Annotated in this window: 9 protein-coding genes; 6 read left to right on the top strand and 3 right to left on the bottom strand. The window is 36.5% G+C overall.

Annotation, left to right across the window (positions count from 1 at the left end; all coding sequences use genetic code 11):
* Positions 1–219 precede the first annotated feature (219 nt).
* The gene (locus HCX49_RS13530) at positions 220–2,550 is read right to left on the bottom strand and encodes a GH92 family glycosyl hydrolase (protein ID WP_132770259.1); all 2,331 of its coding nucleotides are present in this window, start codon (positions 2,548–2,550) and stop codon (positions 220–222) included.
* A gap of 227 nt (positions 2,551–2,777) precedes the next feature.
* Here HCX49_RS13530 and HCX49_RS13525 point away from each other — a divergent pair, with 227 nt between their 5' ends.
* Positions 2,778–4,088, top strand: coding sequence for a hypothetical protein (locus tag HCX49_RS13525; protein WP_132770261.1), 1,311 nt, complete (start codon positions 2,778–2,780; stop codon positions 4,086–4,088).
* A 54-nt stretch (positions 4,089–4,142) separates the two neighbouring features.
* Here the strand turns inward: HCX49_RS13525 and HCX49_RS13520 are convergent, their stop codons facing one another.
* Complete coding sequence (locus tag HCX49_RS13520; RefSeq protein ID WP_231576925.1) at positions 4,143–4,880, bottom strand: GntR family transcriptional regulator; 738 nt, start codon at positions 4,878–4,880, stop codon at positions 4,143–4,145.
* Between the two features lie 93 nt (positions 4,881–4,973).
* On the opposite strand from HCX49_RS13520, the gene HCX49_RS13515 reads away from it, so the two are divergent.
* From HCX49_RS13515 to HCX49_RS13505, 3 genes are read left to right on the top strand one after another with little or no spacing between them, the layout of a single operon-like run.
* On the top strand, positions 4,974–6,296 hold the full coding sequence (locus HCX49_RS13515) for a sugar porter family MFS transporter (protein ID WP_132770263.1): 1,323 nt from the start codon (positions 4,974–4,976) through the stop codon (positions 6,294–6,296).
* A gap of 41 nt (positions 6,297–6,337) precedes the next feature.
* Positions 6,338–8,089, top strand: coding sequence for a class I mannose-6-phosphate isomerase (locus HCX49_RS13510; protein ID WP_132770265.1), 1,752 nt, complete (start codon positions 6,338–6,340; stop codon positions 8,087–8,089).
* A 17-nt stretch (positions 8,090–8,106) separates the two neighbouring features.
* Positions 8,107–9,402: an amylo-alpha-1,6-glucosidase gene (locus HCX49_RS13505; RefSeq protein ID WP_168127370.1), complete on the top strand. Its 1,296-nt coding sequence runs from the start codon at positions 8,107–8,109 to the stop codon at positions 9,400–9,402.
* A 136-nt stretch (positions 9,403–9,538) separates the two neighbouring features.
* Here HCX49_RS13505 and HCX49_RS13500 read toward each other — a convergent pair whose 3' ends face one another.
* A complete protein-coding gene (locus HCX49_RS13500; protein WP_168127369.1) occupies positions 9,539–10,225 on the bottom strand; it encodes a hypothetical protein in 687 nt (228 codons plus the stop codon).
* 309 nt (positions 10,226–10,534) lie between these two features.
* Between HCX49_RS13500 and HCX49_RS13495 the strand changes: the two genes are divergently transcribed.
* Both HCX49_RS13495 and cydB read left to right on the top strand, forming a co-directional pair.
* A complete protein-coding gene (locus HCX49_RS13495) occupies positions 10,535–11,872 on the top strand; it encodes a cytochrome ubiquinol oxidase subunit I (RefSeq protein ID WP_132770270.1) in 1,338 nt (445 codons plus the stop codon).
* A gap of 6 nt (positions 11,873–11,878) precedes the next feature.
* Positions 11,879–12,955: a cytochrome d ubiquinol oxidase subunit II gene (gene cydB, locus HCX49_RS13490; protein ID WP_132770272.1), complete on the top strand. Its 1,077-nt coding sequence runs from the start codon at positions 11,879–11,881 to the stop codon at positions 12,953–12,955.
* Positions 12,956–13,030: the final 75 nt, after the last annotated feature.

The raw sequence follows: 13,030 nt of genomic DNA, 5'->3' as shown, positions 1-13,030 counted from the left end.
AGTATTCAAATCTAATAAATGGATAAAAATATGATTATCATGCAATATATTATGAATGTCTATCATCAGTAATATTACTTTCTATTTCTCTGATATCATTTCTAATATCCAAAAAAACAGCCCCAAAATGTTTCAATTTTTGGGGCTGTTTTTTTGGATAAAAGACAATCTAATATTATGCGGAATGATTTAATCTAAATATACGATGAAACTAAAAAATTATTTATTCTTTAAAACAATACTCATCTTCCCTCCTTTTACCAAGTCTTGAAACGGCAACTCCTGACCAGACAAGATCTTTCCATTCAATTGGATCTGATCCAGATATATCCTACTTGTATCTTGATTTTTAACTTCGATCTCAAATTTATTTTTGCGTAGTGTTTTAGGCAACGAGATGGTTATACGATCAAAAAGAGGAGCCCCAACTTGAAAAGATGGGTTTTCACTGGTTAAGCTTCTTACATCAAACAACCCTATGCTAGACATGACGTACCAGGCCCCCAATTGTCCCTGATCTTCATCTTGTCCAAAACCGTAACCGTGTATTGCTTCTGTACCATAGAATTCATTACAGATTGCACGTACCCACTTCTGACTCAGGTCTGGTCGTCCTGAGAAATAAAACAACCAGGAAATATGTAAATTAGGTTGATTACCATGATTATAGAGGCTTTCAATCCCCGCAAAAGCATCAATATGTGCACCTCCTCCAAAGATATTCTTTTGCGAAATTGTAAAGATGCTATCCAGACGTCGATTAAACAAATCTTCGCCGACAAGTTTTACTAACTCCTGCGGTACGTGTGGAACGTAAAAAGTGTATTGCCAGGCATTTCCTTCCTGAAAACCGCGCCATGATTCATAGGGATTAAAATTTTGAATGAATCTTCCTTCACTATCCTTAGGTCTCATAAATTTGGTTGAAGGATCATACAATGTCCGCCATGCATCTGATAATTTATTGAGCACACTGTAGTCCGACTCATGTTTCAAAGACTTGGCAAATTGTGCCGCTGCTGCTGCTGAAAAGGCATACTCTAAGGTATGCGAAGCACCAAATGGAGACCCATTGGTTAAGAGCTCTGGATTACCTGTTTCATCTTTTATATAAGGGGAGTATCCCTTATCGACAAAAACCCCTACATCCAATTTGCCTGCACCCGGAAGCCGATCTTTAGATTCTAATTCATTTTTTCTAACTGCCTGATAGGCTAAGTCAACATCATAATTTCTGATTCCGACATTATATGCGGCAGCGATTGCCAAACCAGTAAAATTAGTACCCACACCTGACACATATTTACTATTAGCAATACCATCTCCTAACCAACCTGCATCTTTATATACGAGCAATTGACTTTGGATCCAATCATTATAATAATCAGGATATGCAATAGACCATAATTGTGTCAGATTCCAAAAAGCTCCCCAGATTGCATCAGTATTATAATGATGATGTACCGGAATACCTTTCCCATTTAAAGGAATCTGTCCGATACTACCGTCATTCTTAGGATATGCACCATTGACATCACTAGCTAAGCCTCTTCCCAATAAGGCATGATAAAGCGCTGTATAGAACTTAGTCCGGTCTTCAATTTTACCCCCTTCAACAAGAACACGCCCCAATTCGGCATCCCAAATCTGAATCGCATTCTTCTTAGCTTCTTCAAAATTTAACTTTTTAGCTTCCTGAAGCAGGTTCAATTTAGCATTTTCAATCGAAGTATAGGATAGACCTGTCTTTAGTTCAATCGCTTCCCCTTTTTTGGTCTTAAAGCGTAAATAGAGACCTGCTCCTTTACCTTTTATCGTTTTTTTATCCGCAAAAATTTCTGAATCTAGAAAGGTACCATAAGCGACAGGCAATTTATCAATCTCAGCAAAAAAATACATTTTTATATCGGCTCCTTTTTGATATTTCTGTACATAAAGCGGACTTGTTATCACATAACCCCATACATGTTGCTGATCATAAGTAACCTGAGCATCAATGACAGGACCGCTTTCCCCCATGACATGACCAATATCAAAAATTACATTTGCTGAATCAGTTGAAGGAAATGTATATTTATGGAAACCTACCCTTTTTGTGGCCGTTAATTCTGCCTGAATACCATAATCTTTTAATTTTACACGATAATATCCTGATGTGGCAAATTCATCTACTTTATCAAAAGAAGAAAGGTAACCACTATGGGGCATATCCACTTTACCAGCATTGGTTTTTATTTCCCCAACCGTTGGTGCAAAGACAACTCCACCGATTTGAAATTCATGAAAATGAGGAAATCCTGCTATTGAATGATGTCTATCATCATAACCAACAGCCTCCCAACCGGAGCGATTTCCATAACTACCATCTGTACTAGGTGCTAATTTAGCCATTCCAAAAGGCACTGCCGCTGGAGTATAAAAAAAATACCGACTATGAACTGAACCTATATTGGGTTTAACATATTGGGTTAAATGTTGTTTTTGCTGTGCGTAAGAGCATGTAATAAAGGTCAATACTCCACAGCAATACATGATTATATTTTTTATCATCTTTATTTATAAGGTTTACACACAAACTTATAAAATAAATTTCAAATGTATAGACATAGAGTAAAATTAAAGATCAAAAAATAAAGCATTAAAAAATAAAAACAGATATGAATAATTGTAAAATTATGAATACCAAACAATTTAAAGCAGGATAATTTGGAATTAAAGATTGTTTTTTTATACTTTTGAATGTATATACATAAGAATAAACCAAAATTTAATCCGTTATGAAAAGATGCATACCGATCCTTACTTTCGCGCTACTGCTAGCAGGCTGCACATCGAAACAGAAAAGTCAAGATATTGAACTTGCAAAAACTATTTTAGCTGATCAAAAATTAGCTTTTGTTGACAGCCTAGCGAGACAGGTCATTAAAGAAGGCTTCAATGCCGGAAGCGGCTACTCGCAAATATGGGCGCGCGACTTGAATACTTTTATCGAAACCGCACTAGAAGAACGTACTAAAGAGGAGGTAAGAGGAGCTATCTTAGTATTCTTTAAGATGCAGCAAAAGAACGGCGAAATGGTTGATGGTTACGTCTTGAAAAAAGACTTCACCTGGCACGATGATACTCCTTATTATTCGGAGAACGACCCTGAACATGTGGGCTTTAAGAATACCGTAGAGACTGATCAAGAAACCTCGCTTATTCAACTTCTGGGCAAATACATTACAAAAACAAAAGATCATAGTATCCTTGAAGAAAACATCGGTGGTATACTTGTAAAGGACCGCATTCAACTGATGCTGGATTATTTACATCGTGAGCGATACAATAAAGAATATAAACTCTTGTGGGGAGCAATGACCGCAGACTGGGGAGATGTCCAACCACATGATGATTTTGGTTGTGACTGGAATAATCTATCCAATGAAGCGATTGATGTTTACGACAATGCCATGTACATCATTGCTCTAAAAACACTTATTGATATTATGCCCGACGCAAAAAAAATAAACGAATGGAAAAGTCTGAAAAAGGAAATTGAGATCAACACCATGAAACACCTTTGGGATAAAAAACAACAAAAATTCATTCCGCATATTTATCCTAAAGATTCGCCACTGCCTGAAGGATTTGATGAGAATAAAATTCATTACCACGGTGGAACAGCCATAGCTATTGAATCGGGACTTTTAAGTAAAGAAGAAATTAAAACAGTCAATGATCAAATGTTGGAAAATGTACGTCTATCTGGCATGCCAAGTATCGGCCTTACACTATATCCGACCTATCCTGAAGGATTTTTCAAAGGCTGGATGTCAAAACCTTACGCCTATCAAAATGGTGGAGACTGGACCTGGTTTGGTGGTAGAATGATACAACAATTAGTATTAAACGGCTATCCAAAAGAAGCCTATGAAGAGATTCAACCGATGATAAACCGAGTGGTCAAAAATAAAGGATTTTACGAATGGTATGGAAAAAATGATGTTCCTAGTGGTTCTGGTAAATTCAAAGGCTCTGCCGGAGTTTTAAGCAAAGCGATTCTATTAATGAACGATTGGGCTAAAGAAACTTTAAATAAAAACTAAAAACTTTGTTACAAATGAATCTGGATAATTAATTATCCAGATTCATTTTATATACTAATAATCGCGTCTACTTTCTACGGTATACGTAAAACTCTCAGCACGATAATATCCAAGATTGTATTCAATAGGCCTTCCTGATTGATCAAAGACAAATCTCTTCCTTGACAAAATAGGTGCACCAATAGCTATTTCAAGCTTGTCGGCGATAAATTTATTAGCTGCCATCGCATCCAGTTCTTCCTGAGACAGATCGGCTACAATATGAAAATCGGCTTCTAATATTTCATAAAGCGGACGTTTAAAATCTTCATCTCCGGTCAAACCAATACGCGGATGGAAGTAAGAGATAAAATAAACAAACGGATCGTCTTTTTTACCTCGCAAACGTTCTAATTTAAGTAACTTCAAATCTTCTGGTACATCAAAAAATTGTGAAACTGCTTTATCAGGAATTTCCCAACTAACATGAAGTTCAAAATTTTTCACCTCGAGACCCCGATTTTTCATCTCTTGCGAGAAACTTAACCAATTTTTAGACTTTGAACTAAATTTAGCACTTGCTACCTTGGTACCTATCCCCTTCTTCCTGATTAACAGCTCTTCGTAAACCAACTTATTGATTGCCAGCCGTAATGTTGAACGTGAAATTGCCAAGCGCTTAGCCAGTTCAATTTCATTTGGCAATAATTTCCCATCAATATATTCCGGTTGCTTGATCAGTTCACGCAACAAATTCTCGGCCTGTATATGTAATGGTATCGGACTTTTATGGTCTATTTTAAGATTCATCATATTTATTACTTAGGCTAAAGTAAGATTTTTTGCATTATTAAAAAAATAAATATATGTTTGTATGTATATACATACTAATTATAAAACCTTAATATGAATAAATTTTTCATCCTTATTCTATGTATCGTGTCGCTAGGGGGGCTACTTTTCGGATTTGATATGGCCGTTATAGCAGGAGCATTACCTTTAGTAAAGCAATTTTTTGGATTAACACCAAATCAAGAAGGCATATTTGTCAGTTCAGCTTTAATTGGCTGTATAGTGGGCGTGATTTTTACAGGTAGCTTTAGCGATAAGTACGGCCGCAAGCCTGCGCTTATCGTTGCATCTATTCTCTTTTTAGTATCAGCAATAGGCTGTGGACTAAGCACGAGCTATATGATGCTTATTCTTTTTCGTGGACTTGGTGGCATCGGTGTCGGCATTGCTTCTATCGTTGTTCCGCTATACATTGCAGAGATATCCCCAAGTCAATTTCGAGGCCGAGCCGTGACTTCCTATCAACTGGCAATCACTTTTGGTATTCTGATCGCTTATATTAGTAATTATCTGATTATTCAACATCTTCCTTCACAAACTCATGGACAGTGGCGGACTATGTTCTTAGTTGGTGCAATACCTGCAATATTACTTTCTATTGGAGCATACTTTGTTCCAGAAAGCCCACGTTGGTTACTAAAAGTTGGAAGAAATGCTGAGGTAGCTGAAATAAGTGCTAAACTTAATCTCCAAAATTTACAAAATAGCCCACCTGAAACAAAAGGAAAACTAAAAGACCTTTTTTCTCCGGTTTACAGAAAAGCATTCTTACTGGGTTTACTCCTACCGCTATTCTCACAACTTAGTGGTATTAATGCCATTGTTTACTATGGTCCGACGATTCTTCTGGATTCGGGCATTTCGATGAGCAATTCCTATCATGCGCAATTGTTCTTTGGTCTTGCAAACGTACTTTTCACATGCTTTGCAATATGGAAAGTGGATAACTGGGGACGAAGACCTCTATATGTATTTGGAACATTGGGGGCTACCCTCAGCCTAATTGTGACCGGGTTTCTATTTGCAACAAATCAAGAGATTAACAATACGGCTTTAATCATTTCGATACTTTCGTTTATGTTTTTCTTTGCCTTTTCTATTGGTCCATTAAAATTTGTAGTTGCTTCAGAGATTTTCCCAAATTCCATCCGAGCGCGCGCCATGGGTATCAGTATCTTGGTTATGTGGATTTCAGATGCCATTATCGGTCAATTGACCCCCATCATCCTAGATGCTTGGGGAGCTCGCTACACCTTTTGGCTATTTGCATTCTTCTGCGCTATTGCCTTTATAACCGTACTCCTATTTTTACCTGAAACTAAGGGTAAACCCTTGGAAGAAATAGAGAAATATTGGAAAGATAAAGCCCGTAAATAAGTTAGCTATACATTCAACAGATTTCAATAAAATAATTAAATATGCATACCATTAAAGACTCAGCAATAGGCCAGTACAATATTATGCCCGCTTTCCCTGCTACAGGTGAAATCTCAAGCTCATTTCAAAAATTAGTTCGTGTACTGCTCGACAATAATATACGTATCATCGATGGTTTTGTTGGTGTAGATTGGAAATTTGTCATTGGAGAGATTTCAAAAGAATTTAAAAATTACGACATTAAACCACGCTTCATCGCTATTGATGAGGCACTTTTATCAGAAGAGATTATTAATAATCAGGTAGCACCTTATCTTGGTGGAAATGATCCCTTATTTGGAAAAAAATCCCCTCTTCCATTATCTTCTTATTTTAACGCTGAAAAATTAGCGAAATTCCATGATATGCTCGCAAATAACCAAGAGTATATCATCTTTTACGGACCTGGAGCAGCTCTTTTAGATAATGAAGCTTCTATCATGTATGTTGATTTGCCTAAAAGTGTTCTAATTCAGCGCATGAGAGCTGGAAAAGCATGGAACTTAGGATGCAGCAATTCAAAAGATCCAAAACAGATTTACAAACGATATTATTTTGTGGATTGGCAAGCGTTAAATAGCCACAAAAATTCAATTCTATCTCGGATAGAAATCATGGCAGATCAGCAATCTGACAACACATTACCTTGGATAAAGGGATCTGATTTAAGACAGACCTTGCATCAAATGTCTGTCAATTATTTTAGAGTAAAACCTACATTTGAATCTGGTGTTTGGGGTGGACAATGGATGAAAGATCATCTAACAGGGATAGATCAAAGTGCAAAAAACTACGCCTGGTCCTTCGAGATGATTGTTCCAGAAAATGGCTTGTCATTAAAATTTAATGATCTACTTCTGGAAATTTCATTTGATCAATTGATGTTCACTGAAAGCAAAAATGTCCTAGGCTTGGCTGAACCAAGATTTGGTGTAGATTTCCCAATTAGATTTAATTTCTTAGATACCTTTGATGGAGGAAATTTATCAATACAGTGTCACCCTAGCCCGAAGTATGCAAAGTCACAATTTGGAGAAAACTTTACTCAAGATGAAACCTATTACATTGTAGACAGAAAAGGAGATGCACAAGTATACCTAGGTTTTCAAGACGATATCAATAAAGATAAATTTCAAAGTGCTTTAGAACATAGTTTTAAAACCGGAGAAGCCATTGAGGTAGATCAATATATTCAAAAATTTGAATCTAAAAAGCATGATTTATACTTGATACCGCATGGTACAGTGCATTCATCTGGTATCGATAATTTAGTTTTAGAAATTAGTGCGACTCCATACAACTTCACCTTTAAAATGTATGATTGGGTAAGACCGGATTTGGATGGCAAACCACGTCCTTTAAATATCGACCGTGCTTTTGACAATCTTAATTTTGAAAGAAAAGGACAAGTGGTCAACGATACGTTAATTGCGAAACCTGTTTCCCACAAAATTGATAATCAAACAACTAAAGTTCATTTAGCTACACATGAAGATCATTTTTATGATGTCGTACGCTATGACTTTGACCAAGAGGTAACGATTGAAACAAAAAATCAGTGTCATATTCTGATGCTTGTTGAAGGGGAGGCTGTGGAATTAACAACTTCAAATGGTATGAGGGAAGTTTTTAATTATGTTGAGACATTTGCCATTCCAGCTGCAACAGGATCATATTCACTTCGTAACCTTGGAAAACAGCCGGTAAAAGTGATCCAATCATACGTTAAAGATTCAAAATGCAACCAATTTTAAACTAAACATCTAAAAATATGAAAAACTTATTTTTTGCAATAGCTTCCTCTGCCCTTTTATTTTCCTGCAATCCAAGTGGAAGCAAAGGAACACAAAACAGTTGGCAGGCCGATATGAAAAAAGACAGTAGTTTTCAACTAGTCAAAGATATGGCAACCAATACCATAAAATCCGGTTTCAATGCTGGAGATGGATATGGAGAGGTATGGATCAGAGATTACAATACCTTTATCAATTTAGCTACACAAGTGCATCCTCATGAGCAAATCAAAGATCAATTGCTTATATTTCTAAAACTACAGGGGCCAGATGGGAATATTGCAGATGGCTTTGTTAAAAAAGCGAGCTTAAAAAATGGCACATCTGACTACTATACGATAACAAATGTATTAGCTCCAGATTATGCGGGGCATAAAAATACCGTAGAAACAGATCAGGAAACTTCTTTGATTCAGGCTGTTTACAAATATGTGAAAGCATCCCAGGATACATCTTTCTTATCGGCCAAGGTGGGTAATAGTATCGTTAAAGACAAAATGGAAAATGCCCTCCAGTTCTTAATGAATGAACGATACAATAAAACTTATGGTTTACTTTGGGGTGCAACCACGGTTGATTGGGGTGATGTACAACCGGAACATGATTGGGGTGTGCATTTAGATGAAAATTCTCATATTGCATTAGACATTTATGATAATGCAATGTTTCTAATTGCATTGGATAACTATATGGAACTTGTTCCTGAAAAAGCATCCCAGTGGAAACCCATCCGCGATGAAATCGCTGCCAATACAATAAAGCATCTTTGGGATGAGAAAAATCAAAAATTTATCCCCCATATTTATATCAACGGATCACCATTTTCTTCAGATTTCGATGAGAATCAGATCTACTATCATGGTGGTACTGCTATTGCTATCGAAGCCAATTTACTGAGTAAGGAACAAATAAAAACAGCCTTAGATAAGATGGTCAAAAATGTGAAAGATTCCGGTGCCGCTACAATCGGCTTGACGATCTATCCGACTTACCCTGCAGGTTCATTCAAAAATAAAGGTATGTATCCATATGGATATCAAAACGGTGGGGATTGGACCTGGTTTGGTGGCCGTATGATACAACAGTTGGTCAAAAATGGTTACGAAAAGGAGGCATATGAACAAATGAAACCGATGTTGGATCGGGTAATAAAAAATAAAGGCTTTTATGAGTGGTATACAAAGGATAATAAACCTGAAGGATCAGGCACCTTTAGAGGTGAAGCTGGCGTATTGTTTGATGCTATTTCACTATTAGAAAAATCACAGGGCTAATGATTTTTAGGAACTAAAACAGTCATAGATCCTACGAGCAGAAAAATTACTTCTTAAAGTAACGCAATATGATTTAAAAGAGGTGTAATCAAAATGGTTACACCTCTTTTGCGTTTTTCAGATTAAATAAAAGACCTTATTTAATATCAAATTTTAATTCGAGCACGTTTGCACCTTTAAATTTGCTTGCATAGCCTGGATCAAGTAAATCGACACGTTCAATCGTAGCTTTTACCCCAGGCTCTATTTTACGCAAGGAATAAATTAATTTTTTAGTTTTTCCCTTGTTTTCAGAGCCCAACGTAAAAAATGCCTTCAGACCTGTCATCTCATATTTACCATTAACTTTAGTTCCATCAGCATAATCAGTTTCTCGTGGTTGAAAAATAGCACCTCCATTTGTTTCCGTATTTGCATTTGCGATTAATTTATCTCCTATTAAAAATGCCTTGTAATCGCCGGCTGTTGCCTGATTCTTTACAAAATTATCTTGAATTTCTATTCCTTTTTCATCGTAAACTTTTAAATCCATTTTGTACGCGAGCTCAGCATCTAAGTTAATCGCACCTTTTGTTAAAGCGTTACCAGAGGCATCAAAGTTTACAGTCATTACAGCACCTTCCTTAGCAGTGGTAACACCGTGAAAATGATCCCCATGACCTGCTCCTTTAGTGCCCTGAAGCTCAGTAAACTGTAGAGATGCCCTAATTTCTTCCTTCTCGACAGGAACCTGTTCATCCTTTTTGCAAGACGATACTCCAATTAAAAAAACCACCGAAGCCAATAAAAGTACAGTAATACGTTTGATAAATTTCATTTTCATGATTAGATTTTGATTTAAGTAAAACAATTCGAAGTCGCCATATACGCAACTATGTTGCAAATATAATAATTAAAACCTTACATGCAACTATGTTGCTTTAATAGTGGTTTATATTTTATAAATCTTTATTAAAATAAAGCCATAATAGAAATCAATAAGTGTTTCATAATATCATAATAGCCATTCCGCATCCAACTCAATCTGCAGGATGGTTTATAAAAATCATCACAAATAAGTAAAAGCACTTTATTGTTTCCCATATAAAAAACAATTATATTTAGGTTATATTTTAACCTCATATAATGTCGTATGGAAGACATGATTCTTTACAATCGGTTACAGTTTGCTTTCACCATTACCTTTCACTACCTGTTTCCGCAATTAACGATGGGCCTCTCCCTGATGATCGTTTACTTCAAATGGAAATTCTTACGAACGAAAATTGAAGAATACAATCATGCTGCAAAATTCTGGATGAAAATATTCGCTTTGAACTTTACAATGGGTGTCGTCACGGGTATTCCAATGGAATTTCAATTTGGTACGAACTGGGCAAAATTTTCCGAATTAACGGGTGGCATTATCGGACAAACATTAGCCATGGAGGGTATGTTCTCCTTCTTTCTAGAATCGTCCTTTCTAGGGATGTTTCTTTTTGGAGAAAAGTTACTTGGACACAAACTCCATTTCCTCTCTGGATTAATGGTATTTATCGGTTCTTGGGCGAGCGGCTTTCTCATCATTGCAACCCATTCCTGGATGCAGTATCCGGTGGGATATGAAATATTAGAAAATGGAAAATTTGTATTAAATAATTTTACTGCGCTTTTTAATAATCCATGGCTATGGCCTTCCTATTTACATAATCAGGCAGGTTCTCTGATTACGAGCTCTTTCTTTGTAGCATCCATAGGTGCTTTTTACTTATTGAGTAATAAACACAGCAAATTTGGAAAAATGTTCGTTAAAACTGGTGTCATTTTCGGTGTTATATCCTCTATTGTAGTTGCTTTTCCAACAGGTGATATGGCTGCTAAGAATGTTGTCAAATATCAACCGGTCACCTTTGCGGCTATGGAAGGTATTTTTAAGACCGAAAAAGGGGGATCAGAAATCGTACTTATTGGTCAGCCAGATATGCAAAATAAAAAATTAGATAACAAAATTGCTGTTCCAAATGTCCTTAGCTTTCTTACCTATCAACGTTGGGATGCAGAGATCAAGGGTTTGAATGAATTTGACGAATCCATACATCCTACCAATGTACCTGGACTGTATTATGGTTATCATATCATGGCGGGCCTAGGCACCATTTTTATTGCAATAATGGTAGCGGCCACGTTTTTACTTTGGAAAAACAAATTATTTCAGACAAAATGGTTGCTCTGGATCATCATGTTTATGATTCCTTTCCCCTATATCGCTAATACTGCAGGATGGTATACAGCTGAACTAGGAAGACAACCCTGGCTTGTATACAACCTGATGCGCATGGTAGATGGCGTTTCTCCAACCGTTTCTTCTGGCAATGCCCTATTTACTTTATTAGGGTTTGTTGGACTTTATATTTTATTAGGATTATTATTTTTAATGCTTGTGTTAAAAATAATAAGAAAAGGTCCTGAGCCTCAAATCTCCTTAACGTAATTGATCATGGAAATATTTTGGTTTATCGTATTAATGGTCATGCTAGGAATCTATGTTATTCTAGATGGTTATGACTTTGGAGCAGGAATTGTTCATCTCTTTTTTGCGAAGACAGAAGAAGAAAGAAAAGCAGTAACAAATTCTATCGGACCTTTTTGGGATGCTAATGAAGTATGGCTCATCGCTTCGGGAGGGGTCTTATTTTTTGCCTTCCCAACGTTATATGCTTCAGCTTTCAGTGGCTTCTATTTACCCTTGATGCTTGTTCTCTGGTTGCTTATCTTTCGAGCAATAAGTTTAGAATTAAGAGGTCAAGTGCATAACCGCATGTGGGAAGCATTGTGGGATAAAGCTTTTGGCTTAGCCAGTCTCCTGCTTGCTTTATTCTTTGGAGCGGCTTTAGGTAATGTTGTCCGGGGAGTGAACCTTGGTATGGTCGAAAATGGAGTCTCTAAACAGGAACCACATTATTTCTTTCTGGCACTTTGGAACCCAACATTTGATCCACTGGCAGAACATCAAGGTATCATTGACTGGTTCACCATACTATTAGGCCTAGTCGCAGTTGTTACACTGACTATCCACGGCGCTAACTGGATTATATTAAAAACTTCTAGCTCTTTAAGCCAGCGATTAAAAGAGGTCATATTTAAGCTCAACTTTGTCTTATTATTTTTAGTAATCTTATCCGCTTTTGTGTGGCACTATGTGAAACCAATTTCACTGCATAATTTTGGAACTTATTATTGGCTTTGGATTTTCCCGATCATTGCTTCTATCGGACTAGTTGGGCAGTTTCAAATTAAAAAATTCAAAAAAGACTTATCAGGATTTATATTTTCATCCCTATTTATCTTCGGAAGTTTCGGCTCTACTATAGCATCTATGTTTCCAATCTTACTTCCATCGACAAATACTGTAAACCCATCTTTAACGGTGCAAAACGTAGCCGCACACGAGTATGGATTATCTGTTGGACTAGGCTGGTTTTCTATCGCCGCTGTATTGGTTATTGTTTATTTCATTATCCAATTTAAAGTGTTTAAAGGTAAACTGGATGATGTTGGTTATGGAGATCACTAATTGAGATTAGTTTTTTAATACAAAGGAGCTATTAGAGCAATTTCTTATTTAGGAATTCTAATTAAAGCAGATTAA

The organism is Sphingobacterium sp. B16(2022) (assembly GCF_012030425.1).
GTDB lineage: Bacteria > Bacteroidota > Bacteroidia > Sphingobacteriales > Sphingobacteriaceae > Sphingobacterium > Sphingobacterium anhuiense.
Note: the sequence above shows the minus strand (reverse complement) of the source record. Positions and strands in the feature narration are given on the sequence as shown.